This is a genomic window from Streptomyces sp. NBC_01429, assembly GCF_036231945.1.
Lineage (GTDB): Bacteria > Actinomycetota > Actinomycetes > Streptomycetales > Streptomycetaceae > Streptomyces.
Window position 1 is genome coordinate 859,541 of the sequence record NZ_CP109599.1, and the last position, 23,960, is coordinate 883,500.

At 72.5% G+C, this 23,960-nt stretch carries 23 protein-coding genes; 4 read left to right on the plus strand and 19 right to left on the minus strand.

All coding sequences use genetic code 11. The features are described 5' to 3' along the window. Positions 1–69: 69 nt before the first annotated feature. The 8 genes from OG627_RS03655 to OG627_RS03690 form a co-directional block, all read right to left on the minus strand. Positions 70–480 carry a VOC family protein gene (locus tag OG627_RS03655; RefSeq protein WP_329061347.1) on the minus strand — a complete coding sequence of 137 codons (411 nt, stop codon included), beginning with the start codon at positions 478–480 and terminating at the stop codon, positions 70–72. A 10-nt stretch (positions 481–490) separates the two neighbouring features. Continuing rightward, the gene (locus OG627_RS03660) at positions 491–1,024 is read right to left on the minus strand and encodes a helix-turn-helix transcriptional regulator (protein ID WP_329061349.1); all 534 of its coding nucleotides are present in this window, start codon (positions 1,022–1,024) and stop codon (positions 491–493) included. Between the two features lie 77 nt (positions 1,025–1,101). Then, on the minus strand, positions 1,102–1,650 hold the full coding sequence (locus OG627_RS03665) for a hypothetical protein (protein ID WP_329061351.1): 549 nt from the start codon (positions 1,648–1,650) through the stop codon (positions 1,102–1,104). 50 nt (positions 1,651–1,700) lie between these two features. Then, positions 1,701–2,447: an SDR family NAD(P)-dependent oxidoreductase gene (locus OG627_RS03670; protein WP_329061353.1), complete on the minus strand. Its 747-nt coding sequence runs from the start codon at positions 2,445–2,447 to the stop codon at positions 1,701–1,703. A gap of 116 nt (positions 2,448–2,563) precedes the next feature. Next, positions 2,564–3,337, minus strand: coding sequence for an SDR family NAD(P)-dependent oxidoreductase (locus tag OG627_RS03675; RefSeq protein WP_329061354.1), 774 nt, complete (start codon positions 3,335–3,337; stop codon positions 2,564–2,566). Positions 3,338–3,405: 68 nt separating this feature from the next. After that, on the minus strand, positions 3,406–4,818 hold the full coding sequence (locus OG627_RS03680; RefSeq protein WP_329061355.1) for an MFS transporter: 1,413 nt from the start codon (positions 4,816–4,818) through the stop codon (positions 3,406–3,408). Between the two features lie 386 nt (positions 4,819–5,204). Next, positions 5,205–6,083, minus strand: coding sequence for a polysaccharide deacetylase family protein (locus OG627_RS03685; RefSeq protein ID WP_329061356.1), 879 nt, complete (start codon positions 6,081–6,083; stop codon positions 5,205–5,207). 125 nt (positions 6,084–6,208) lie between these two features. Next, on the minus strand, positions 6,209–7,219 hold the full coding sequence (locus OG627_RS03690; RefSeq protein ID WP_329061358.1) for an asparaginase: 1,011 nt from the start codon (positions 7,217–7,219) through the stop codon (positions 6,209–6,211). A 139-nt stretch (positions 7,220–7,358) separates the two neighbouring features. Between OG627_RS03690 and OG627_RS03695 the strand changes: the two genes are divergently transcribed. Beyond that, on the plus strand, positions 7,359–8,399 hold the full coding sequence (locus tag OG627_RS03695; protein WP_329061360.1) for a LacI family DNA-binding transcriptional regulator: 1,041 nt from the start codon (positions 7,359–7,361) through the stop codon (positions 8,397–8,399). A 112-nt stretch (positions 8,400–8,511) separates the two neighbouring features. After that, positions 8,512–10,152, plus strand: coding sequence for a phosphoglucomutase (alpha-D-glucose-1,6-bisphosphate-dependent) (gene pgm / locus OG627_RS03700; protein WP_329061362.1), 1,641 nt, complete (start codon positions 8,512–8,514; stop codon positions 10,150–10,152). 42 nt (positions 10,153–10,194) lie between these two features. On the opposite strand, the gene OG627_RS03705 is transcribed toward pgm, so the two are convergent. From OG627_RS03705 to OG627_RS03730, 6 genes are all read right to left on the minus strand, one after another. After that, on the minus strand, positions 10,195–10,902 hold the full coding sequence (locus OG627_RS03705; RefSeq protein ID WP_329061364.1) for a DedA family protein: 708 nt from the start codon (positions 10,900–10,902) through the stop codon (positions 10,195–10,197). 149 nt (positions 10,903–11,051) lie between these two features. Next, a complete protein-coding gene (locus OG627_RS03710; RefSeq protein ID WP_329061366.1) occupies positions 11,052–11,846 on the minus strand; it encodes an ABC transporter ATP-binding protein in 795 nt (264 codons plus the stop codon). Further along, a complete protein-coding gene (locus OG627_RS03715) occupies positions 11,843–12,619 on the minus strand; it encodes an ABC transporter permease (RefSeq protein WP_329061367.1) in 777 nt (258 codons plus the stop codon). Before OG627_RS03715 ends, OG627_RS03710 begins: the two co-directional genes overlap by 4 nt. Further along, a complete protein-coding gene (locus tag OG627_RS03720; protein ID WP_443073413.1) occupies positions 12,616–13,557 on the minus strand; it encodes an ABC transporter permease in 942 nt (313 codons plus the stop codon). Before OG627_RS03720 ends, OG627_RS03715 begins: the two co-directional genes overlap by 4 nt. Next, positions 13,554–14,513: an ABC transporter substrate-binding protein gene (locus OG627_RS03725; protein ID WP_329061370.1), complete on the minus strand. Its 960-nt coding sequence runs from the start codon at positions 14,511–14,513 to the stop codon at positions 13,554–13,556. The genes OG627_RS03720 and OG627_RS03725 overlap by 4 nt, the downstream gene beginning before the upstream one ends. A gap of 103 nt (positions 14,514–14,616) precedes the next feature. After that, complete coding sequence (locus tag OG627_RS03730; RefSeq protein ID WP_329061371.1) at positions 14,617–15,198, minus strand: GNAT family N-acetyltransferase; 582 nt, start codon at positions 15,196–15,198, stop codon at positions 14,617–14,619. A 73-nt stretch (positions 15,199–15,271) separates the two neighbouring features. Between OG627_RS03730 and OG627_RS03735 the strand changes: the two genes are divergently transcribed. Together OG627_RS03735 and OG627_RS03740 are read left to right on the plus strand one after the other, a co-directional pair. Beyond that, a complete protein-coding gene (locus OG627_RS03735; RefSeq protein WP_329061374.1) occupies positions 15,272–15,898 on the plus strand; it encodes a TetR/AcrR family transcriptional regulator in 627 nt (208 codons plus the stop codon). A 288-nt stretch (positions 15,899–16,186) separates the two neighbouring features. Next, complete coding sequence (locus OG627_RS03740) at positions 16,187–16,948, plus strand: SDR family NAD(P)-dependent oxidoreductase (protein ID WP_329061375.1); 762 nt, start codon at positions 16,187–16,189, stop codon at positions 16,946–16,948. 81 nt (positions 16,949–17,029) lie between these two features. On the opposite strand, the gene OG627_RS03745 is transcribed toward OG627_RS03740, so the two are convergent. The 5 genes from OG627_RS03745 to OG627_RS03765 all read right to left on the minus strand — a co-directional run bounded on the left by OG627_RS03745 (position 17,030) and on the right by OG627_RS03765 (position 23,955). Continuing rightward, entirely contained in the window at positions 17,030–18,907 is a 1,878-nt protein-coding gene (locus OG627_RS03745) for an ABC transporter substrate-binding protein (protein ID WP_329061377.1), read from the minus strand. 256 nt (positions 18,908–19,163) lie between these two features. Beyond that, positions 19,164–20,210 (minus strand): ABC transporter permease, encoded by a 1,047-nt coding sequence (locus tag OG627_RS03750; RefSeq protein WP_329061379.1) that lies wholly within the window; start codon positions 20,208–20,210, stop codon positions 19,164–19,166. Next, positions 20,207–21,763, minus strand: coding sequence for a sugar ABC transporter ATP-binding protein (locus OG627_RS03755; protein ID WP_329061381.1), 1,557 nt, complete (start codon positions 21,761–21,763; stop codon positions 20,207–20,209). The genes OG627_RS03750 and OG627_RS03755 overlap by 4 nt, the downstream gene beginning before the upstream one ends. A gap of 34 nt (positions 21,764–21,797) precedes the next feature. Next, positions 21,798–22,940, minus strand: coding sequence for a sugar ABC transporter substrate-binding protein (locus OG627_RS03760; protein ID WP_329061383.1), 1,143 nt, complete (start codon positions 22,938–22,940; stop codon positions 21,798–21,800). Positions 22,941–23,112: 172 nt separating this feature from the next. Further along, complete coding sequence (locus tag OG627_RS03765; RefSeq protein WP_329061385.1) at positions 23,113–23,955, minus strand: polysaccharide deacetylase family protein; 843 nt, start codon at positions 23,953–23,955, stop codon at positions 23,113–23,115. Positions 23,956–23,960: the final 5 nt, after the last annotated feature.

A 23,960-nucleotide genomic window follows, 5' to 3' on the forward strand; every position in this document is an offset into this window, starting at 1 on the left:
GATGGGCCACCTTATCGAACCGGCTCGGGGGGGGACCGGTCCGCCGGCCGGGGGCCGCGACGCGCCGGGTTACTCCTTGGGGGCCTGCGAGATCCGCACCATGTTGCCCGAGGGGTCCCGGAACGCGCAGTCGCGGGGGCCCCAGGGCTGGTCGGTGGGCTCCTGGAGCACCTCGCCGCCGGATGCCAGCGCCTTCTCGAAGGTCGCGCCGAGATCGTCGGAGCGGAAGATCACCATCGGCAGAACGCCCTTGGTGAGCAGCTCCTGAAGGGCGTCGCCGTCGGCCTGGGACCGGCCGGCGTGCGGCTCCGAGAGCACGATCTCCACGCCGGGCTGGGTCGCGCTGCCGAGGGTGACCCAGCGGAAGTCGCCCGAGGCGACGTCGTTGCGGATGTCGAGTCCGAGGCCGTCGCGGTAGAAGGCGAGCGTCTCGTCGAGGTCGTTGACGGTGATGTGGCAGTACTGGAGTGCGATGTTCATGCGGCCAACGTTAGGCGGCGGCCTCGGGGGGCGCTTCTCGAATCCTGCTCGGTACGACACCGCCCGTAGGCCCGGCTCCCGTCGGTCCGTTTCCCGTAGGCCCGTCCCCCGTCGGCCCGGCTCCGGACGGCACTGCCCTGACCGGCAGGTCCCTGGCCGGGCGGGTGCGCACCTTCGCCACGCACGGGGGCATCGCCGTCACGGCGGGGTGCTCCCGGGCGCGGTACGCGCTCGGCGGCTCCCCCACGATCTCGGTGAAGCGCGAGCTGAACGAGCCCAGCGACGTACAGCCGACCTCCACGCACGCGTCGGTCACACTCCACCCGGCCCGCAGCAGCGCCATCGCGCGCTCGATACGACGGGTCATGAGGTAGCTGTACGGCGTCTCGCCGTACGCCGCCCGGAACCGCCGCGAGAAGTGGGCCGGGGACATCAGCGCGAACCGGGCCATCGTCGGCACATCGAGCGGGCGCGCGTAGTCGCGGTCGATCGCGTCCCGCGCCCGGCGCAGGTGTGCGAGGTTGGCGAGATCCTGCGCATCCATGCCACGAGGCTAACACCGCACTCTGACAAAGCTGCTCTGACCTGCGGAAATGTCGGTTCCACGGGTAGCGTCGGCCGTCACCGCGCCGGGGGCGCCATCAGCTCGGCGAGCTGCCGGGCCAGCGTACGGGCGCCCGAAGGCGCCTCGACGGTCAGTCCGTCCCCGGCGCAGCGGACGGGGGTGAGCGGGTTCGGGGTGAGCGGGTTCGGGGTGAGCGGGTCAGGGGCCGCCGCGCCGGTCAGCCGCCAGCCCGCCGCCCGTACGGACAGGCCCTCCGGGCCGGGGCCCGCGTGCAGTGCGGCGGCCGTCCAGACCACCAGGGCGTGCGGATCGGGCCGGGGCACGTCGGCGCCGGGGAGGGTCCAGCTCCGGGTGGCATCGGCCGGGCCGGGGGTGATCACCGGCCCGGCGAGGGACCGTACCGTCCCCCAGAGCGCCGCGAGATCCGGGCAGTGGCGCCAGCGGCCCGCCCGGTCGGCGAGCTGCCAGCCGCCGCCCGGCCACGGCCGCACCGTGATCCGGGTACCGGCCAGCAGCCGCCGGACGGCCCGGTGCCGGGCGGTCGTACCGCCGGGGCCGAGCGGGGCCACGCGCTCGGCCCAGCCGGTCGCGGGCCGCCCGCACACACCGCACATGATGAGGTCGCCTTCCGCTCAGCTGTCCCTTGTCGACCCGCTCATGCCATCACATCGCCGCTGTTCGGGCCGAGCGTCTGTCCGACGTAGAGGTTGCCGCCCGGGTCGGAGGCGAGCAGCAGCACGGTGGGCGCGATCTCCTCCGGCCTGCCGAACCTGCCGAGCGGGAGTTCCGCCTGCTTGGCTCGCTTCCAGTCGGCGCTGAGCCCGTCGACCAGCGGGGTCTCGACCGGTCCCGGGGCGATGGCGTTGACCAGGACGTTGTGCGGGGCGGCCTCCCGCGCGAGCGCCTTGGTGAAGCCGATGACACCGGCCTTGGCGGCCGAGTAGTGGGTCAGCCCCTCGCCGCCCTTCTGGCCGAGCTGGGAGGCGATGTTGACGATGCGCCCGCCGCCCCGCGCGATCATGTGCGGGAGGGTGTAGCGGCAGCTGAGGAAGACCCCGCGCAGGTCGACGGCGATGGTCTCGTCCCAGACCGCCGGGTCCATCTCGGCGAGCGGGACCTCGGTGAGGATTCCGGCCGAGTTGACGAGGACGTCCACCGCGCCGTGCGCGCGCACCACCTCCTCGACGGTCTCCCTGACCTGGTCGGCGTCGGCCACGTCGAGGGTGTGCAGGGTGACGGCGGCGGCGCCCGGGAGCCGCTCGCGCAGGGCGTCGAGTTTCTCCGTGTCGCGGTCGGCGAGCGCCAGCCGGTCGCCCTCCCGGGCGAACGCCTCCGCGGTGGCGGCGCCGATTCCGCTGGCGGCGCCGGTGATCAGGACGGTACGGGGGTGCGGGGTGCTCATGGTCGTCGCTCCGTGAGTCGTGATGAGACGTGATGAGGCGTGAGTGGTGGGCCGAGAGGGTCCGGCGGCTTCGGACCGGAAGGGCTCGGTTCGGGAGAGCTTCGGGACGGGAGGGCTCAGTCGGGGAAGCGGACGGTCAGTCCGCCGTCCACGATGAGCTGCTGCCCGGTGATGTACGAGGCCTCCGGCGCGCACAGGAAGCGGATCGCGGCGGCCACCTCCTCCGGGCGTCCGACCCGGCCCGCCGGAATCCCGGCGCCCGCCGCGCGCAGCCCCTCGGGTCCCAGCGAGTTGCGCGCGTCCAGCGACTGCGGCGTCTCGATCAGCCCCGGGATGACGGAGTTCGCCCGGATCCCGCGCGGCGCCAGCTCGACCGCGAGGGAGCGTACGAGTCCCAGCACGCCCGCCTTGGCCGCCGCGTAGTGGACGTGATCGCCCCAGCCGTAGACGCCGCCCGCGATGGACGAGACGGCGAGCAGGGCGCCGGGGCCCGTCATCCGCTCGGCGGCGGAGCGGAAGGTGCGCATGACCCCGGTGAGGTCGACACCGAGCATGCCGTCCCAGGCGTCGTCGGTGAGTTCGGCGAGCGGCGCCCGGCGCAGGATGCCCGCCGCCGCGACGGCGATGTCCAGCCTCCCGTACGTGGCGACGGCGGCCTCGGCCAGCCGCTCGGGGCCCTCGGCGCCCGCGACGTCCGCCTCGACCGCGAGACATCGGCCGCCGGCCGCGAGGACGGCGTCGACGGTCTCCCGCGGATCGTGCGGATCGGCGGTGTGATATCCGATGACGGTGTCGATGCCCGCCTCGGCGAAGGCCACGGCCGTCGCCCTGCCGATGCCGCTGGCGCCTCCGGTGACGAGGGCGGCGCCGCGCTGTCGTACGTCGGTCATGGTGTCCCAATCTCTGTGCGGGTGAGGGGTGTCGGGATCTCTGTGCGGGTGAGGGGTGTCGGGCCGGGTCAGCCGGCCTGCGGGGTGATCCGCTCCGGGGCGGCGCGGCGGTCGTCGCCGCGCGCGCCGAGCATCACGAGGCCGGAGCCGAAGATGCCGACGGCTCCGGCGACGAAGGCCGCCATGGTCATCGAGACCCCGGCCGAGAGCAGCGCGCCGAGCAGCGCCGAGCCGACGATGGCCCCGACCGGCCCCATGGTGTGGGCCACATTGGCGCCGATCCCGCGCACCTGCTCCGGGAACGACTCGCTCATGTAGAAGAGCATCGCGGAGTAGGGGCCGGTCAGGAAGAACAGCCCGAGCGCGTACAGACCGATCACGGCCGCGGTGGTGGTGGGGCCGAAGAGCATCGCCGTCATGGCGACGCCGCCGCAGCTCCAGCCGATGATGATGGTGGTGCGGCGGCCGACGCGGTCGCCGAGCCAGCCGTGGAAGACGTAGCCGAAGAAGCCCGCCAGGTTGGCGAGGACGAGGACGAGCAGCGCGCTGCTGAACGAGACGCCCTTCGCCTCGACGAGCACCGTGGTGCCGAGGACGGAGAAGATCTGGATCCCCATCCAGTTGAGCAGCCAGGCCGCCGAGAGACAGAGGGTGTGCCGGCGCAGCGCGGGCGCGAAGACCTCACGCAGTCCGGGCTTGCTCTCGTTGGTCTCGATGCCGGCGGACTTCTCCAGCTCGGCGGCCTCGGCCGCACGGCCCCCGGCGCGCAGCGCGCGGGCCTTCCTGAGCCCGAGGAAGACCGGGGACTCGGGCAGGGTGCGCATCAGTACGGCGATGATCAGGGCGGGTACCGCGGCGATGACGAAGCTGCCGCGCCAGCCGAAGGTGGGCAGGGTCAGGGCCGTGACACCGGCGCCGACGAGGGCGCCGACCGGCCAGCCGCTCTGGACGAAGCTGAAGTACAGGCCGCGCCTCGGGTGTTTTCCGTAGATCTCCTTGAGATAGACGGTGTTGACGACCTCTTCCGAGTAGCCGAAGCCGGAGAAGGCGCGGACGGCGACCATCGAGACGGGGCCCATGACCAGTGCGGTGGCGGCGGAGGTGAAGGCGGCGCCGGCCGAGGTGATCATGAGGGCCGGGCGGCGGCCGAAGCGGTCCAGGATGGGGCCGACGCAGAGCGAGACCACGAAGGTGCCCGCCGTGACCCCGGTGACGACATTGGCGGCGGTCGCGTTGGACCAGCCGAAGTCCTCGGAGATCTTGGGCAGCAGGGTGCCGAAGAGGGTGAAGTCGTAGACGCTGAAGACCCAGGCCAGGAAGCAGATCACGGAGGCCCGGACGACCAGCTTGCGGGACGGCAGCGCCGCCTCGGACCGCTGGGGTTCGGTGCGCTGGGGTTCCCCGGAGCGCTGGGGTTCCCCGGACTCGGCTATGGGGGACGACGGTGTGGCGGGGGACGGGGGTGTCGCTGAAGAGTGCACGGCGGTCTCCGATGCGGAGGAACGGAAGTGGGGACGGGGGTACGGCACGTACGACGTGTCGCGACGCGCCACGACGTGTGCGGCGGGTGACGGTGCGCGGCGGGGAGCGGCACGCGCGGAGGGGGCGGGTCCTCCGGCGCCGGCCCGGGGATGTGGCCGTGGCGCCGGAGACCGGCGGGGAGGGGACGGGCGGGGCGTCCGACGTGCGGGGATGGGCCGTCGGACGCGGGTGCCGGGCCGGGAGGAGAGGCGCGGCGCTCACCGGGACGCGGTGGGACGTGGTGTGGTGTGTGGTGTGCGGTGTGCGGTGTGCGGTGGGGACGGAGTGCCGGACCCGGGTGGGGATGCGGGCCCCGGGCGGCGGCCCCGGGCCCCGGGGCGAGGGATCAGGCGCGCGGGCGACGGCGGACGAAGTCGGTGGCGATCTCGTCGAAGGTGACCCAGCGGACGCCCTCGTGCGCGTCGATGTGGTCGATCAGCCGCTCGTGCATCAGCAGGTTCTGCGGGCGGCCCGACACATCGGGGTGGACGGTCATGGTGAAGACCGCGTAGTCGTTCTCGCGGTAGACCCAGTCGAACTGGTCGCGCCACATCTGTTCGAGGTCACGGGGGTTGACGAAGCCGTGGCTGTTGGGGCTGGCCTTGATGAACATCATCGGAGGCAGGTCGTCGAGGTACCAGTTGGCCGGGATCTCCACCAGGCCGGTCTCCGCGCCCCGCTCCAGCGGCTTCATCCAGTCCTGGGCGGGCCGGTCGTAGTCGATCTTCGTCCAGCTGTCGCCGACCCGTACGTAGTACGGCTCGAAGTCGCGGTGCATCAGCGAGTGGTCGTAGGTGATCCCGCGCTCCAGCAGGAGCTCGTTGGTGACCCCGGAGAACTCCCACCACGGCGCGACGTATCCGGTGGGACGGCGTCCGATGCGGGTGGAGATCAGGTCGATGCAGTGGTCGAGGATGTCGGACTCCTGCGTCCGGCTCATCGCGATCGGGTTCTCGTGGCTGTAGCCGTGCACCCCGATCTCGTGGCCGGCGGCGGTACACGCGTCGAACTCCTCGGGGAAGGTCTCGATCGAGTGGCCCGGCCAGAACCAGGTGGTCCTCATGGACCGGCGGCGGAACAGCTCCATCATCCGGGGGACGCCCACCTCGCCCGCGAACAGGCCGCGGGAGATGTCGCAGGGCGAGTCCTCTCCCCCGTACGAGCCGAGCCAGCCGCCGACCGCGTCGACGTCGACTCCGTAGGCCACGAGAATCTCTTTCGGCATATCGCTTCTCCTGTCGGTGTGTTGCGTGTGTCGGTGTGTTCCGCGTGCCTGTCGGTGTGTTTCTGGTCCCGGTCCACCGGGCGGCCGTCGACCGGGCGGCCGCCGGCCGCCCGGTGCCGGTGTGTTCACCCGGTCTGGTGCCCGGCGTCGGTGAGCCAGGTACGTGTCGCCTCGGCGGCCCCCGCCGGCCCCTGCCCCGCCGTACGGTGCAGTGCGGCGGCGAGCAGCAGCCGCAGCTGCCACGGCGAGAGGTCGGAGGCGAAGACGGCGCCCGCCCGCAGCAGGTCGGCGCCGCCTCCCGCGCCGTAAGCGGCCGAGGTCGCTCCGGTGGGCACCCTGCTCGCGACGGCGACCGCGATGCCGTCCGCGACCAGCCGGCCGACCGCCTCGGTCACCTCGGGCGGGGCGTTTCCCGCCCCGAAGGCGCAGAGCACGACGCCGCGCGCCCCGGCGGCCACGGCCGCGTCGAGCAGGGCGGTGTCACAGCCGACGTAGAGCGGGACCACGTCCACCCGGGGCAGCCGGCCGAGGTCGTCGGCCGAGATCAGGGCGGCGGGGCGCGGCGGCCGGCCGATCAGCCGCACCCGGCCGTCGTCCACCCGCGCGAGCGGGCCGCGCCCCGGCGCGCCGAAGGCGGCGGGCGCCAGGGTGTCGGTCTTGCGCAGGCCGATGGCGGGCCAGACCGCGCCGTCGAAGACCGCGCTGACGCCGTGGCGCCGGGCCGCGGGGTGGGCGGCCCAGGTCAGGGCGGCGGCGAGATTGCGCGGTCCGTCGGCCGCCGGGTCGTCGGCGGGCCGCTGGGCGCCGGTCAGGACTATCGGCCGGTCGTCGTCGTGGACGAGGGCGAGCGCGAAGGCGGTCTCCTCCATGGAGTCCGTGCCGTGGGTGATGACCACGCCGTCGGCTCCCTCGGCCAGGCTCTGGCCCACCGCCCCGGCCAGGTGGGCCAGATCGGGCAGGCCGAGCGCGAAGCTGGCCCGCAGGCCGATCTCGTCGCAGGTGACCCGGGCCCGCTCGGGCACCGGGAAGACCAGCGCCGTCTCCAGCAGCTCCTTCACACCGACGGAGGCGACCCGCCCGGCGGGGGTGGAGCGGCTGGCGATGGTGCCACCCGTACCGATGAGACGCAGCTGCATGCGAGGCTCCACAATCGATTGCGAGAACGATTGCGCAACTGTGCTCCATACTCGCCCCGGAGGGCAACCCCCGTAATCGGATCTTCATGGAAGATGATGGTTCCGGAAATTCGGGGACAGGAACGAGGAGACGACGGCCGTGAGACGACAGCCCGCAGACACCCGCGATCCCCGCGAGCCGGGAGAGAGCGGTGTGACCCTGGCCGATGTGGCGGCCGACGCGGGTGTCCACCAGTCCACGGCCTCCCGCGCGCTGCGCGACGGCGCCGGGGTGGGCGCGGCCACCGCCGACCGGGTGCGCGCTTCGGCCAGGCGCCTCGGCTATGTCGTGAACCCGGCCGCCGCGAGTCTGCGCACCGGACGCTCCCGGCTGCTGGGGGTGCTGGTCCCCCGGCTCACCGACATCGTGCTGGCCACGGTCTACGAGGGCATCGAGGCCGGCGCGGCGGCGGCCGGGTACCACGCCGTGGTCTCCAACACGGGAGACGATCCGGCGGTCCAGCGCGCCAAGGTCGAGCGGTTGCTCGCGCTGCGGGTCGACGGGCTGCTCCTCGGCGACGCGCGCGGCGACACGACCCTCGCCCCCGAGCTGGTGGCGCGCGGGGTGCCGCTGGTGCTGGTGTCCAGGCGGCTGCGCGGGGTCACCTCCTTCACCTGCGACGATCTGGTCGGCGGGCGGCTGGTGGCGGAGCATCTGCTGTCGCTGGGGCACCGCAGGGTGGGCGTGGTGGCGGGCGAACCGTACGCCTCCACCGGGGTCGAGCGGACCAAGGGTTTCACCGACGCGTTCGCGGAGGCGGGCATACCCGTGGCCCCGGAGCTGATCGTCAACGCGCCCTTCGACGTGCACGGCGGTGAGCGGGCCGCGCACCGGCTGCTGGCCGCCGAGCCGCGGCCGACCGCCGTCTTCGCCGTCAACGACTTCGCCGCGATCGGGGTGATGGGCGCGCTGCGCGCCTCGGGGCTGACCCCCGGCCGGGACATCGCCGTGGCGGGCTACAACGATGTGCCGCTCTCCGCCCAACTGCCCATCCCCCTCACCTCCGTACGCTCCCCGATGCGCGACATGGGCGAGCGGGCGGCGACGGCGCTGGTGGGAATGGTCGAGGGGCGCACCGCGCGCTCCCGCCGGTTCACCCCGGAGCTGATGGTGCGTGACTCCACCCTCGCCACGAGCTGAGAAGCCCGCCGGGTGCCGGGTCCGTACGGCGGGGCGGCCGCCGGCCGTCCGCACGACCCGCGAAGATGAACTGAAGAACCGATCGCACCAACCGATGTGGAGGAGTGCGCAGATGCCGCACGAACGAGCGGGACAGCCGGCGCGGCCGGCGGACCTCATCGATGTCGCCCGGCTGGTGACCTCGTACTACGCGCTGCACCCGGACCCCGAGGAGCCCCGCCAGCGCGTCGCGTTCGGAACCTCGGGCCACCGCGGGTCGTCGCTCGCCACCGCGTTCAACGAGGACCACATCGCCGCGACCAGCCAGGCGATCTGCGAGTACCGGACCCGGCAGGGCACGGACGGTCCCCTCTTCCTCGGCGCCGACACCCACGCGCTGTCCGAGCCCGCGCGGGTGACCGCCGTCGAGGTGTTCGCCGCCAACGGGGTGACGGTGCTCGTCGACAGCGCCGACGGCTACACCCCCACCCCCGCCGTGTCGCACGCCATCGTCACGCACAACCGGGGCCGTACCTCGGCTCTCGCCGACGGGGTGGTGGTGACCCCGTCCCACAACCCGCCCGCCGACGGCGGTTTCAAGTACAACCCGCCCAGCGGCGGCCCGGCGGGCTCCGAGGCGACCGACTGGATCCAGGACCGCGCCAACGAGATCATCGCGGGCGGCATGAAGGACGTACGCCGGATCCCGTACGCGCGCGCCCTGGCCGCGCCGGGCACCGGACGGTACGACTTCCTCGGTACGTACGTGTCGGACCTGCCGTCCGTCCTCGACCTGGACGCGGTGCGCGCCGCCGGTGTCCGGATCGGGGCGGACCCGCTGGGCGGCGCCTCGGTCGCGTACTGGGGCCGGATCGCGGAGCAGCACCGGCTCGATCTGACCGTGGTCAATCCGCTGACCGATCCCACCTGGCGGTTCATGACGCTGGACTGGGACGGCAGGATCCGGATGGACTGCTCCTCGCCGTACGCGATGGCCTCGCTGATCGGCCGGAGCGGGCAGTACCAGATCGCCACCGGCAATGACGCCGACGCCGACCGGCACGGCATCGTCACGCCCGACGGCGGGCTGATGAACCCGAACCACTATCTGGCGACCGCCATCGGCTATCTGTACGCCCACCGCGAGCGGTGGCCCGCGGGCGCGGGCATCGGCAAGACGCTGGTGTCCTCCGGGATGATCGACCGGGTCGCCGCCGATCTCGGCCGCCGGCTGGTCGAAGTGCCCGTCGGCTTCAAGTGGTTCGTGGACGGGCTTCGCGACGGCTCGCTCGGTTTCGGCGGCGAGGAGTCGGCCGGCGCCTCGTTCCTGCGGCACGACGGTTCGGTGTGGACCACCGACAAGGACGGCATCATCCTGGCGCTGCTCGCCTCGGAGATCCTCGCGGTCACCGGCTCCTCGCCCTCGGCCCACTACGCGGCGCTCACCGGCCGCTTCGGGGAACCCGCGTACGCGCGGATCGACGCCCCCGCCACCCCGGACGAGAAGGCGGTCCTGGCCCGGCTCTCGCCCGCGCAGGTCAGCGCGGACACGCTCGCCGGTGAGCCGGTCACGGCGGTGCTCACCGAGGCGCCCGGCAATGGCGCGGCCATCGGCGGCATCAAGGTGACCACCGAGAACGCCTGGTTCGCGGCCCGCCCCTCGGGCACCGAGGACGTCTACAAGATCTACGCGGAGTCCTTCCTGGGCACCGGCCATCTCGGCCGGGTGCAGGAGGAGGCCAAGGCGGTGGTCGCTGCGGCGCTGAGCGCCTGACGGGACGGGCGCGGGGAGGGCGCGGGGCAGGCGGCGGCGCGGTCAGCGGGGTTTCTCCGGATCCTCGCGGTCCTGGGGATCCTCACGCTCGTCGGAGTCCCCGGGCTCCGCGCGCTCCTCGCGCGCGTCGTACGCCGCACGTTCCGCGCGCTCCCTGCGGCGTCTGCGCAGCCCCCACACGGTCAGCGCCACGACCACGACCGCCACGGCCGCCGCCGCCGCGATCACCCCCACCCGCGACTCGATACGGGTGAACGCGGCCCCGGCGAAGTAGCCGAGCACCGTGCAGCTGATGCCCCAGCTCAGTCCGCCCAGGGCGTTGAACAGGAAGAACCGGCGGTACGCCATGTCCGAGAGGCCGGCGAGCGCGGGCATCAACGCCCGGAGGAAGGCGACGAAGCGGGCCAGGAACACCGCCACCGCGCCGCGTTCGCGGATCATCACGCGGGCACGGTCGGTCCGCTCCTGGCGTCTGCGCAGCGTACGGGTGGTCAGGACGCGGTCGCCGAAGTGGCGGGCCAACGCGTATCCCGTGCTGTCGCCGAGGACGGCGGCGAGCACCACCACCGCCGTCAGCCACCACAGGGACACCTTGCCCTGGCCCGCCAGGACTCCGCCCAGGATCGCGGCGGTCTCGCCGGGCAGGACGAAGCCGATGAACAGCGCGTCCTCGCAGAAGACGAGCGCGCCGACCACGGCGTAGATCAGGGGGCCGGAGAGCCCGTTCAGCCAGTTGGTGATCGTGTTCATCCGGCGCGTCCTTCCGGGTCCGTCCGGACGATACCCGCCGCGAGGGCGCCGACCGGCGCGCGGACACGGCCGGGAACGCGGAACTTCGATCTTCGTCGGGACGGGCGGGGACAGGGACAGGGACGGGGGGGCGGGCGCGCGGCGGCCGCTCAGCCCCGGCCCGCGTGGATCGCCGCCTGGATCTGCTCGTACACCCGGGTGCGCAGCTCGGCGAAGCCCGGCTCGGCCCGGGTGGTGAGCTGGTTCCGGTCGGCCGGCAGGCCGATCGTCAGCTGTTCGCGTACCACCGTCGGTGAGGCGGACAGGATCAGGACCCGCTGTCCCAGGTAGACGGCCTCGTCGATGTCGTGGGTGATGAAGAGGATCGTCATGCCCCGCTCCCGCCACAGCCGGCGGACCAGATCCTCCAGTTCCGCGCGGGTCTGGGCGTCCACGGCGGCGAACGGCTCGTCCATGAGCAGCACTTCGGGTTCGTACGCCAGGGCGCGGGCGATCGCCACCCGCTGCTGCATGCCGCCGGAGAGCTGCCAGGGGTACGCGGCGCCCGCGTCCGCGAGATCGACGGCGCGCAGGGCGTCGGCCACCAGCGCGCTGCGGCGCTCCTTGCCGAGCGACTTCTTCTGGCGCAACGGCAGTTCGACGTTGGCGCGCACGCTCATCCAGGGGAAGAGGCTGCGGCCGTACTCCTGGAGGACGACGGCCATCGCCGGCGGCGGTCCGGTGACGCGCTCGCCGTTCAGGAGCACCTCGCCGGAGGTCGGGGCGAGCAGTCCGCCGACGCACTTGAGGAGCGTGGTCTTGCCGCAGCCCGAGGGGCCGACCAGGCAGCACAGCTCACCGGCGGCGACGGTGAACGTGAGGTCGCGGACCGCCTCGACCCGGCGGCCGTGCCCGTCGTAGATCTTCCGCAGGCCGCGCACGTCCAGCATGGGGTGTCCCTTCATGACGACCGCCTGGCCGCGCGCAGACCGTGGTACCAGCGCAGGGCCCGGCGCTCGACCAGCTGGAACAGCGCGGCCAGCAGGAACCCGAGGAGCCCCAGGACCAGGATCCCGCTCCACATCTCGGGGATCGCGAACCCACGCTGGAACTGGACGATGGCGAAGCCGAGGCCGTTGCTGGCCGCGAACATCTCGCTGATGACCATCAGGATGATCCCGATCGAGAGGGCCTGCCGCAGCCCCGCGAAGATCTGCGGGCCCGCCGAGGGCAGTACGAGATGACGCAGCCGGGCGATGCCGGTGACGCGGTAGGACCGGGCGGTCTCGGACAGCACGGAGTCGACGGCGCGGGCGCCTTCCACGGTGTTGAGGAGGACGGGCCAGACCGTGCCGCTCGCGATGACCACGATCTTCATCGTGTCGCCGATACCGGCGAACAGCATGATGACCGGCACCAGCACCGGCGGCGGAACGGCCCGCAGGAACTCCAGGACGGGTTCGGCCGTCGCCCGTACCCTGCGGTGCGTTCCGATCAGGACCCCGGCGGCCACTCCGGCGGCGGCCCCGATCGTGTAGCCGGCGGCCAGCCGGCCGAGGCTGGGCAGGACGTCGTGGGTGAGCCGGTCGGCGTTCCACACCTCCCCGAACGAGCCGAGGATCGTCCGCAGGGGCGGGAAGTAGACGCTGGTGCTGCCGGCCGAGGCGGCCAGCCACAGGAGCAGGAGCAGGGCGGGCAGCGCGACGGTGAACAGCGCCCGGCGCAGGGCGAGTCTCACAGGGCGGCCTCCCCGCGTACGGACTGGTGCCAGAACAGGGCCCGGCGCTCCACCAGCCTCGCCCCGAGGTTGATCAGCAGCCCGACCAGTCCGGTGACCACCACGAGGGCGTACATCTCGGGGACGGCCTGGGAGGTCTGGGCGACGGCGATCCGGGACCCGAGCCCCGGCGCGCCGATGACCAGTTCGGCGGTGACGGCGAGGATCAGGGCCACGGCGGCGGCCAGCCGGACGCCCGTCATGACGTACGGCAGCGCGGTGGGCCAGAGCAGATGGCGGATCCGCGCCCAGGTGCCGAGGCCGTAGGAGCGGGCGGTCTCCTCGGCGACCGGATCGACGTCCTGGACGCCGTGCAGGACCTGGACCAGGACCTGCCAGAAGGCGGCGTAGACGACCAGGAGCAGGGTGGAGCGCAGGTCGGTGCCGTAGAGGAGGACGGCCAGCGGGATCAGCGCGACGGAGGGAATGGGGCGCAGGAACTCGACGGTCGAGGCCGTCACCTCGCGCAGATACGGTACGACCGCGATCACGGTCCCGGTGGCGAGGGCGGCGGCGGTGGCGATGAGGAGGCCGAGGGCCCACCCGGTGAGGGTGTCGCCGAGCGCCGACCAGAACGCGGGCTCGGCGGCCTCGGAGGCGAGGGCCCGCAGGACGCGGGAGGCGGGCGGGAAGAAGTCGGCGGAGACGGCACCGGCCCGGGACACGGCCTCCCAGCAGACGAGGAAGCCGAGGATTCCGGCGAGGCCGAGGAGGGCGTTGGACGGGCCGGGCAGGCTCTTGCCGGGGCCGGGGCCGAGTTCGGGTTGAGGTCGGGGGCCAGGGCCGAGTTCGGGTCCGGGTGCGGCGGTATCCGTGAGCGGGGCGCCGGTCCCGGACGGCGAGCCCTGGCCGGTCCCGGGCGGGGAGCCGACGCCGGGGCCGGGCGCGGCCGCCGTCATGGCAGCAGCTCGTCCGGATCGGGCGCCGACTTGAAGATCCCGTCCTTCTCGCCGAGTGCGGCCAGCGTCTCGATCGACGCCCGGTTGGGCTCCTGGGGCCAGTGCGGCAGCGTCATCGCGCGCAGGGTCGCCTCGGGGATCCGGGTGTAGGTGGTGAGGATCTCCCGTACCTCGTCGGGGTGGCCGGTGGCGTAGGCGAGCGATTCCTTGGTGGCCGCCCGGAACTTCTCCACCAGTTCGGGGTTGCGCCGCGCGTACTCGGCGGAGGTGAAGTAGAGCGCGACGGTGAGGTCGGGGGCCACGTCGACGAAGTTGGAGGCGATGACCCTGCCGCCTCTGCCCTTGATGGTGGAGAGCGCGGGTTCGACCGCCCAGGCGGCGTCGACCTGGCCGCTGTCGAGGGCGGCGGCCATCTGGTCGAAGGCCAGCTCGACGAAGGTGACCCGGTCCGGGTCGCCGCCCGCCTTGCGCACCGACTCCCGTACCGAGGTGTCACCGATGTTCTTGAGCGTGTTGACGGCGACCTTCCTGCCGGCGAGGTCCTTGGCCGTCTTGAGGGCGCTGTCCTTGCCGACGGTGATGCCGCCGAAGTCCGCGCCGTCCCGGCCGGTCGAGGCGCCCCCGTTCGCCACCGCCCGCACCGGCACCTTGTTGGCCTGGGCGACCAGCAGGGAGGTCACGTTGGAGAAGCCGAACTGGAACTGGCCGCTGATCACGCCGGGCACGATCGCGGCGCCGCCCTGACCGGTCTTCAGCGTCAGGTCGATGCCCCGGTCACGGTAGAAGCCCTGTTTCTCGCCGAGGTAGATGGGGGCGACATCCACGATGGGGATGACGCCCACGGTGATCGCGGCCGAACCGTCGTCCCGCCGCCCGCCCGGGGAGTCCGTCGAACCGCAGGCGGTGAGGGGGGCCACGATCGCGAGGGCGGTGAGTCCGATGAGCAGACGACGCATGAACACCCCTTGGGAGATGACCTGTTCGGACTGTTCGCGAATCGCAGAGTCATTCTCGGGGCGAACACGACTCGCGTCCAGTCCGCGACGGGGTGACGCGCTGTCAGGCCGGACGGGGCTCGGGGCGCTCCGAGGAGGAGGAGGAGGCGGGCCACTCGTCGGCGAGCACGGACCAGATCTCCTTGTCGTGCCGGACACCGCGGTACGGGTAGCGCTGCCGCAGCACCCCGTCGCGGGTCATGCCGAGCCGGCGCGCGGCCTCGGCGCTGCGGGTGTTGCCCGACGCGGCCCACCATTCGACCCGGCTCATCCCGCGCTCCCCGAACGCCCAGTCGATCAGCGCGCGGGACGCCCTGTTGACCAGGCCGCGCCCCTCCCCCGCCGCCTCCAGCCAGCAGCCGATCTCGCAGACCCCGGAGGCGGCGTCGAAGGTGGTGAACATGACGCCGCCGACCAGTGTGCCGTCCAGCCAGATGCCGTGGATCCGCGCCGTGTCCTTGGCCTGGTTGTCGGCGTACCGCTGGAGGACGGCGGTGGCCGAGGCCAGGTCGGTGGAGAACGTCGCCCAGGGGATCCAGGGGTCCACGTTGGGCCGGGCGCGGTCGATGTGGGCGAGGAACTCCGGCGCCTGCCAGGGTTCGAGGGGGCGGAGCAGGGCGTTGTCGCCCAGGGCGAGCGCGTACACGGCGGTCTCTTTTCGACGCGGGGACTCACGGGAACAGGTACGTAACGAGCGTTCGGTATGTAAGATAACAGCCATGCCGCCCGCCCGAGGAGACCGCGAAGCCCGCCGTGAGGACGTCTCGGAGGCGGTGTGGCGCACGCTCGCCGACAAGGGGTTCGGCGGCCTGACGCTGCGCGCCGTCGCGGCCGAGATGGGCGTCTCGACCGGGATGCTCATGCACTACTTCCCGACCAAGCGGGCGCTGGTCGTCCACGCCCTGGACGTCCTGGAGAAGCGCTCCGCCGAGCGCCCCCGGCGCGACCGGCCCACCGAGGGACTCGCCGCCCTGCGCGCGGTGCTGCTGGACGTTCTGCCGCTCACCGAGGACGGCACGGCCCGCAACCGCGTCTGGGTCAGCTCCTGGGACCTCGCCCTGGCCGACGAGGGGCTGGGCTCCGGCCAGGCGGAGCGTTACGCGCGCATGCGGTCCGCGGTCCGGCCGCACCTCGATGCCGCGCGCGACCGCGGCGAACTGCCGGCCGCCGCCGACCTCGACCAACTCGCCGCCGCGGCAGTCGCGTTCACGCACGGTCTGGTCGTCCAGGCCCTCTTCGACCCCGAGCGGTTCCCCGAGTCCGTACAGACCTCGCTGGTGGACGGGTTCCTGCGCGGGCTGGCCGCCGGGCCGGTTCGGGGCGGGACTCAGCGATCAGCGCGGTGACGCCGAGTTCCGGCGCGGGTACGCGAACCGCCTCACGGGCCCCGGCACCACGCCCTCCGCTTACGCCACGAGAGTCCCATCATGTGATGCACACCACACGACAGAGGCTGGTGCGCGGCGTGGAGGACCCGGCCGTACCGGCCCCGAGGCCATGTCTCCATGTTGACATTCGGACGCGGTGCGGAACAGGCTCGAAGCCCGACGATCATTCTCGAAGCCCGACCGATCATTGAGGAGTTGCGTCATGCCCATGCGTCCTGCGGTGCGTCCGTCGAAGGTGTTCGCGTCATGAGGCGGGTCCTGGTCACCGGGGCGTCCCGGGGTATCGGCCGGGCGGTGGCCCGCGCGTTCGCCGAACGCGGTGACCGCGTGGCGGTGCACTACGCGACGAGGCGCGACGACGGGGAGCGGACGCTGCGGGAGTTGCCCGGCGACGGCCATGTGCTGGTCGGCGGCGATCTCGCGGACCCCGAGGTGGCCCGGGGCATCGTCGACGAGGCCGTGCGGGCTCTCGGCGGAGTCGACGTCCTGGTGAACAACGCCGCGCTCGCGCCGGGCGCCGACAACCGCCACGCGGTGGCCGACGTCTCCTATGCGGACTGGCGGGAGATCTGGCATCGCATGATCCAGGTCAACCTGTTGGGTGCCGTGAACGTGACCTACGGGGTCGCGCGGCACCTCATCGACCGCGGTGAGCCGGGCAGCATCGTCAACGTCGGGTCCCGAGGCGCCTTCCGGGGTGAGCCCGACTTCCCCGCGTACGGGGCCGGCAAGGCCGCGCTGCACGCTTTCGGGCAGTCGATGGCCGTCTCGCTGGCGCCGCACGGCATCTCGGTGACCTCCGTGGCGCCCGGCTTCGTCGCGACCGAGCGGCAGGCCGGCAAGCTGGCCGGCCCGGAGGGCGGGGCGCTGCGCGACCAGAGCCCCTTCGGCCGGGTCGGTACCCCCGAGGAAGTGGCGGCCGCCGTCCTCTATCTCGCCTCGCCGGAAGCCGCCTGGTCGTCCGGCACGGTGCTCGATGTCAACGGCGCCTCCCACCTGCGCACCTGAACCGTCGAGCCCGTACGCGAGACGCCCCGCCCGACCGACCGGCCGTCCTGCCGCGCCGCCCCTCCCCGGACGGACCGGGCGTCAGCGGGCTCCGGATCCACCGACTCCGGCTCCACCGGCTCCCGACGGCCCCGGGACGGTGTACGAGGGCGGCAGCCGGAACCGGCCGTCGGCGTAGGGGGACGGCGACAGGATGCGGTGCCGGCCGTCCTGGATCTGGTGCACGAGGTGGGCCTGGCCGATCGACGGGTCCGGAGTCAGCTCCGGATACGCCAGCGCGGCCTGCCCCGGATCGGCCAGGTAGTAGGCGCCGTTCACACCGCGGTGGATCGTGGTCCGCAGCGCGGTGGCGACCCGCCGGTAGTCCCGGGGATCGTCCACCCGCGACCATGCCCCGGCGATCATCCGCGCCCGGTCGTAGGCGATCCCGGCGTGCGAGCGGCCGGGCGCGACACCGTGCAGCACCCGGTAACGCGCCGCGAAGGAACGGCCGATGTGGTCGGCGTACGTACCCGTCACCGTCGCCCACAGCAGCCCCTCGGCCAGCGGCCCCAGCGCCTCCCGGAAGCTCGGTATGGAGGGGGTGTAGAGGAGGTACGGCAGCACGGGCGGACCGCCGTCGCGCAGCAGTTCGCGCAGGAACGCGAGGCTCCCGGGCATGAAGTAGTGGCCGACCAGGACCGAGGCCGGGGCCATCTCCCGTACCCGCCGGGCCACCGACTCCCACTCCGCCCCGGCCATGCCGATGCCCGACAGCACGGTGAGGGACCAACCGCCCTCCTCCACGGCCCGGTCCATCTCCCCCCGGCCCAGATCGCCCAGGGGCCACACTCCCTGCACCACCACCAGCCGGTTCGAATCGGGGCGCCACCGGCCGCTCTCCCGCAGCCGGGTCAGGAAGCGGACGTAGCCGGGGCCGTAACGCGTGTCGCTGGGACACACCTGGAACACACCGCCGTACCGCCCGGGGTCGTCCGCGACCCGCGCCACCATCGAGTCCAGTGTCGCCGCGTGGAGGTACGGACAGCCGTAGTCCGCCGCGATCTCGTGCGCCACGTCCTGCGGACCGATGTAGCCGGAGGTCAGCGCGTCGACCTCCAGGGCCACCAACTCCTCGAACGCCCCCCGTACCGAGGCCGGATCCGTCACCTCCACATCCGCGGTGACCACCTCGACCCGGCGGCCCGCGATCCCGCCCAGGTCGTTGATCTCCTCCAGCGCGAGCCGGGTCGCCAGCAGCATCTCCCTGCCGTCGTCCGCCGCCGGTCCCGTCAGCGGCAGGACCGCGCCCAGCAGCAGCGGGCGCCGGCGCAGCGGCCGGACCGGTCCCGGAACGGGCGCCGGTACGGGGGTGCCGCCCTGCGCGGCGACCGCGATCCGGCCCACCGCGAGACGTCCGAACGGCGCGCCCCCGCCGGGGAACGGCAGCCGGACCAGGCCCTGGTCCAGTGCGACGGCGGCGGCCGCGGCGCGGCTGGAGAGCTGGAGTTTGGTCAGCAGCCGGTCCACGTGGGTGGTCACCGTACGGGGGCTGGTGAACAGCCGCTCGCCGATCTCGTTGTTCGTGAGCCCGGCGACGATCAGGGTCAGGACGTCGAGTTCCCGCAGGGTCAGCCCGTACGGCGAGGGGTGACACGGTTCGATCAGGACACGGCCCAGCGGCCGGTCCCCCGCGTCGCGGAAGGGATCCACCCACACCCGGACCAGGCCCCGGGCCGTGCTGTCGGTCCACATGAAACCGATCCGGCCGGGCTCGGTCCGCACACACGCGCTGATCAGGTCGGTCAGCGCGGTGTGTGTACGGAGGAAGGCGACGGCCGGGTCCGGCGCGGCGGACGCGGCACCTGGGGCCCGCTCGGTGGCCTCGACCTGCCCGTCGGCCAGCACGATCGCGGTGGCCGGGGGTGTCAGAGGCGTGCCGTGGTGCCGGGGAGGAGGAGTTTTCTTCACTGTGGACACGGGCATATCCCCCGTCCCTTGTATGAGGACGGCCGCGGACGACGCGGCCCCGGCGCGGTGCCCGGACAGTCCCGGGACCGCAGTGTGATACGCGCTCATCATGCCGGGGACAGGCGCCGACCAACAGGGATATACGTAACAAACAGATAAGGAGTTGTTTCGGCCATCTTCCTGCCATCTTCACCCCCGCACCGGTCGCACGGGGGATCAGGGGATCCGGGCCTCCCGGGTCCGGGCTTCCGGGGCCGTGGGCGGTTCAGGTCCGTCGGCTGCGCAGCAGGGAGTCGAGCGCGACGGCCGCCACGACGATGGTGCCCTTCGCGATCAGCTGCCAGTGCTGGCTGATGTTGAGGCTGTAGAACACGTTGGTCAGCGTCGCGAGGATCAGCAGCCCCACCCCGGAGCGCCAGACGGCTCCCTCGCCGCCGCGCAGGGAGGTGCCGCCGACCACGACGATGGCGATGGTGTCCAGCGCCACGGTCGCGCCGACATCGGCCTGGCCCACGCCGAGCCGGGAGGCGTCCATCATCCCCGCGAGCGCGGCCGTCACTCCGGTCATCACGTACGCGCTGCCCACCAGCCACGGCACCCGCAGGCCGGACAGCCGGCCCGCCTCCTCGTTGCCGCCGATGGCGTAGATGTTGCGCCCGTAGCCGGTCTGCGAGAGCAGTACGGCGCCGACGAGGAAGACGACCAGCAGGATCCAGATCGGCAGGGGCACCCCGGCGACCGCGGTGAGGGCCAGGTACTGGAAGGAGATGCCGTCCACGATGAACGGCGCCGAGTTGGAGTACACGTAGGCCAGCCCCGCGATCACCGAGGACATGCCCAGCGTCGTGACGAAGGGGTTCACCTTCCAGCGGGCGATGATCGTGCCGTTCGCGGCGCCCACGGCGAACCCAGCCAGCAGGGCGCAGCCGCCCGCCAGGACGACCGACCCGGTGCTCTTGGTGACCCCGGCGAAGACCGTGGCCCCCAGGGCGTAGGTGGCCCCGACGGAGAGATCGAAACCACCGGAGATGATCACGAACGTCATGGCCACCGCGATGATGCCCACGGCGGCGTTCTGCGTCAGGATGTCCTGCACGTTGGCGGGCTGGAGGAAGCCGGGGTACAGCAGGGTGGCGGCGAGGACGAGGGCCACCAGGACCCACAGCATGCTGTAGCGCAGGGCGACCGCCCGGACGCGGGCGGCCCGGCCCGTACCCGCGGCGCCGTCGGCGGGGTGTTCCGGTCCGGCGGGCGCGCCCGCGCCGCCGGTGGGTGGTACGGACGGTGTGGTGGACACGGCCGGTGAACTCATCTGTCGGTCTCCTTCTCGTGAAAGCCCAGGCGTACGATGTCGCGCACCCGGAACCGGGGGGAGTCGGCGGGGATCTCACCGACCACCCGCCCCTTCGCGAAGACCAGGAGACGGTTCGCGATGGCGAGCACCTCCTCCAGTTCGGAGGAGGTCACGATCACGGCGGCGCCGTCGCGCGCGAGGCTGACCAGACTGGCCAGCACCTCGGACTTGGCGCCGACGTCGATCCCGCGTGTCGGCTCGTCGATGAGGAACACGCGCGGGGTGCGGGCCGCCCACTTCGCCAGCAGGACCTTCTGCTGGTTGCCGCCGGACAGATGGCGCACGGGGGCGTCCAGCCGGTCGGCGGCGAAGCCGAAGTAGCGGGTGAACTCCTCGGCCTCGGCGCGTTCCCGTCCGCGGTCGATACGGCCGAGCCGGGTGGGGCGGGTGACACCGACACTGACGTTGCCCACCGCGTCCATGCCGGGTACGAGCCCGTTCTTGCGGTCCTCGGGGACCATGACCACGCCGCTCCTGATGGCGTCCCGGGCGGAGCGCGGCCAGGGCACGGGCTCGCCACCCAGGCGCAGTTCACCCGACGACGTACGGTCCAGGCCCGCCAGGGCCCGCATGAACGTGGTGCGGCCGGAGCCGACCAGTCCCCACAGGCCGACGATCTCGCCCTGGTGGACCCGGACGCCGATGTCGTCGACGATGCCGGGAACGGTGACTCCGGACGCCTCCAGCGCCGGGCCGCCCGGCTCGTGGGTGCCGCCGCGGGCGGTCACGCCGATCTCCCGTCCGACCATGGAGCGGATCAGCGCCTGCCGGTTCCACCGCTCCCGGGGCGCGGTCTCCACCAGGCGCCCGTTGCGCAGTACGGAGATGGTGTCGCTCAGCCGGAGCACCTCTTCGAGGTTGTGGCTGACGAAGACGATGGTCGTCCCCCGGGAGCGCAGCCGGTCCAGGATCCGGTACAGGATGTCCCGTTCGTGTTCGGCGAGCGCGGCGCTCGGCTCGTCCAGCAGCAGCACCCGGCCGTCTGCCTGGACACCGCGCATGATCTCCAGGATCTGCTGCTGGGAGACGGACAGGGTACGGGCGAGGGCGTCGGCCGGGATCGACACCTCGAAGTCCGCGCACATCCGCTCGTACCGGCGGCGCATCTCGCGGCGGGAGAGCAGCCCGTGCCGGGTGAGCTGGCCGCCGAGGAAGACGTTCGCCTCGGCGCTCAGCGCGGGCACCATGGTGAGTTCCTGATAGACCGTCACCAGGCCGAGCCCGCGCGCCTTGCGCGGGCCGCCGGCGCCCAGGACGGTGTCGAAGACCTCCACGGAGCCGGTGTCGGCGGCGAGCCGGCCGCTGATCATCCCGAGCAGGGTGGACTTTCCGGCGCCGTTCTCGCCGACGAGGGCGTGTACGGCGCCGGCGGGGATCTCCAGGTCGACGTCGCGTACCGCGTACGTCTTGCCGAACACCTTGCCGACTCCCCGGCACACCACGGCCGGCGGGGGCGGCTGCGCCACCGGACGGGACGCGGCCGGACCGGACGCGGTGGGTTCCGCTGTCATCTCTGGCTCCTCTCCTGACACGGCACGGACCGGCTCAGTACTCGGGGTGGAAGTCGCCGATGGTCGCCCGGGTGGCGAAGGGCGTGCCGGGCAGCGCGGACGACTCGGTGAGGTTGATGAAGTGCGGCACGTCCTCGCCCTTGACGTGGTCGGCCAGTGCCCGGATCGCCTCGATGGTCTCCTGCGCGGGCAGCATCATCACGCTCTGCTCCAGGGAGCCCCGCTTCACCGAGTCCAGCGCCCAGGCGTCGCCGCCGAAGTCGTAGATCTTGACCTTCCCGGCGCGTTTCACACCGCTGACCGCCTGGACGACACCGCGGCTCATCCCGGAGAAGTTGGACATGATGACGTCGAGGTCCGGGTTGGCCCGCAGGATCGTCTGGGCCGCCGCCAGGCCCTTGGGCGTGGTGTAGTCGGTGGACTGCCGGGCCACGACCTTGAACCCCTTGTGCTTCGCGAACTCCTTCGCCGCCTCCTGGAAGCAGATGGTGTTGGCGTTGAGGTCGGGGCCTGAGATGAGCGCCACCTTGGCGCCCCCGGGGTTGTCCTTGATCACCTGGTCGACCCACGCGCGGTAGACGTCGAGGGTCTGGCCACCGACATAGGTGACGGTTCCCGGCTCCCACGTCTTGTCACCCAGCTCGGTGGCACGGCCGCAGATCGGCAGGTTGAAGACGGAGACGAGGATGCCCTTGTCGGCGGCGTTCTTGGTGAGCAGCTTGCACACCAGGTTGCCGTCGTTCGGTTCGACGGCGAAGGCGTTGTACCGGCCGCTGGTCAGCGCCGTCTGTATCTGGTCGAACTGTTTCTGCGCGTCGAACTGCCCGTCGAAGACGTCGAGTTTCACCCCCAGCGCGCCGGCTTCCTTCTTGGCCGCCTTGATGGCCGCCTGGAGGTAGGCGTTGCTGGTGCCCGCCGAGAAGTAGGCGATCTTGAGATCGGAGACCTCGGCCGGGCCCTTGGCGCCCGTGGACGAGGCGCCGTCGGCGGTGGACGCGGCCTGGTCGGAGGGGACGGAACACGCCGCGGCGGTCAGTGTCACGGCGAACACGCAGGCGGCGGCCGAGAGGAGGGAGCGCGCGCCGCGCCGGGTGCGGGTGCCGGTGCCGGTGCCGGTGCCGGTGCCGGTGCCGGTGCCGGGTCTGCGCGCGCCGGAGCTCTTGAGAAGTCGTTCCATGGTCGTTCTCCCTACGGGGGTACGGGCGAGGTGACACGGGGAGCGCGGGGGGTGGGGCGGCCGGGGGAGCGGGCGCGGGGTGCGGTGTCTGCGGGGTGTGGTGCGTGCGGTGGGTTCGGTGTGTGCGGGGTGTGGTGCGTGCGGTGTGTGCAGTGTGTGCGGCGGGGCCCTCTCAGTCCTCGGTCCAGGTGTCGTAGATCTCGCTCAGACCGGCGAACCAGGTGCCCTCGTGACCGCGCATGTAGTCGATGAGCTTCTCGAAACCGATCAGGTTGTGCGCACGCGCGATGGTCTGCGGGTGCACGGTCAGCGCGAGCACACCTGACGGCACATGCTGGTAGGCGTAGTCGAAGTGGTCCTTCCAGCGCTGGAACATCACCTCGCTGGAGCCCAGCCCCTGGTTGACGCCGGGGATGTACTCGGCGACGGGGAAGTCGTCGAGGAACCACGAGACGGGGAACTCCAGCAGCGGGCTCGGCGGACCGAAGCTGCTGCCCTCCTCCCAGCCCACGGTCACCGGCCGGGGGTGGTACGGCTCGAAGTCACGGCCCATCAGCGAGGAGTCCCACTCGAAACCGTTCTCCTCCAGGATCTGAAGGGTCCCGTCGGTGAAGTCCCAGGCCGGCGAACGGTATCCGCGCGGGCGGACCCCGACCAGCTTCTCGTGCTGGGCCAGTTGCGCGGCCATCAACCGCCGCTCGGTATCGAGGTCGAGGCTCGGCACCCCCTCGTGGTAGCAGCCGTGGGCGGCTATCTCGTGACCGGCGTCCACGATCTCCCGGAAGCGCTCGGGGAACGTCACCATCGAGTGCCCCGGAGTGCACCAGGTGGCCCGTACCCCGTACCGCTCGAAGAGGCTGATCAGCCGCGGCACCCCGACCTCGGCGCAGAACTCACCACGGGACAGATAGCTGGGGCTGCTGAGGTTGAAGGTGCCCATCCAGACGCTGTGCGCGTCGAAGTCGGCACCGATGGAGACGGCGAGGGTCTTGCCCTCGGGAAGGTGGAGAGGCATGTCGT

Coding starts and splice junctions, on each gene's coding strand:
- OG627_RS03655 (WP_329061347.1), bottom strand. CDS start 480: ATGAACATCGCACTCCAGTACTGCCACATCACCGTCAACGACCTCGAC.
- OG627_RS03660 (WP_329061349.1), bottom strand. CDS start 1,024: ATGGATGCGCAGGATCTCGCCAACCTCGCACACCTGCGCCGGGCGCGG.
- OG627_RS03670 (WP_329061353.1), bottom strand. CDS start 2,447: ATGAGCACCCCGCACCCCCGTACCGTCCTGATCACCGGCGCCGCCAGC.
- OG627_RS03675 (WP_329061354.1), bottom strand. CDS start 3,337: ATGACCGACGTACGACAGCGCGGCGCCGCCCTCGTCACCGGAGGCGCC.
- OG627_RS03685 (WP_329061356.1), bottom strand. CDS start 6,083: ATGCCGAAAGAGATTCTCGTGGCCTACGGAGTCGACGTCGACGCGGTC.
- OG627_RS03690 (WP_329061358.1), bottom strand. CDS start 7,219: ATGCAGCTGCGTCTCATCGGTACGGGTGGCACCATCGCCAGCCGCTCC.
- pgm (WP_329061362.1), top strand. CDS start 8,512: ATGCCGCACGAACGAGCGGGACAGCCGGCGCGGCCGGCGGACCTCATC.
- OG627_RS03705 (WP_329061364.1), bottom strand. CDS start 10,902: ATGAACACGATCACCAACTGGCTGAACGGGCTCTCCGGCCCCCTGATC.
- OG627_RS03710 (WP_329061366.1), bottom strand. CDS start 11,846: ATGAAGGGACACCCCATGCTGGACGTGCGCGGCCTGCGGAAGATCTAC.
- OG627_RS03720 (WP_443073413.1), bottom strand. CDS start 13,557: ATGACGGCGGCCGCGCCCGGCCCCGGCGTCGGCTCCCCGCCCGGGACC.
- OG627_RS03725 (WP_329061370.1), bottom strand. CDS start 14,513: ATGCGTCGTCTGCTCATCGGACTCACCGCCCTCGCGATCGTGGCCCCC.
- OG627_RS03735 (WP_329061374.1), top strand. CDS start 15,272: ATGCCGCCCGCCCGAGGAGACCGCGAAGCCCGCCGTGAGGACGTCTCG.
- OG627_RS03740 (WP_329061375.1), top strand. CDS start 16,187: ATGAGGCGGGTCCTGGTCACCGGGGCGTCCCGGGGTATCGGCCGGGCG.
- OG627_RS03750 (WP_329061379.1), bottom strand. CDS start 20,210: ATGAGTTCACCGGCCGTGTCCACCACACCGTCCGTACCACCCACCGGC.
- OG627_RS03755 (WP_329061381.1), bottom strand. CDS start 21,763: ATGACAGCGGAACCCACCGCGTCCGGTCCGGCCGCGTCCCGTCCGGTG.
- OG627_RS03760 (WP_329061383.1), bottom strand. CDS start 22,940: ATGGAACGACTTCTCAAGAGCTCCGGCGCGCGCAGACCCGGCACCGGC.
- OG627_RS03765 (WP_329061385.1), bottom strand. CDS start 23,955: ATGCCTCTCCACCTTCCCGAGGGCAAGACCCTCGCCGTCTCCATCGGT.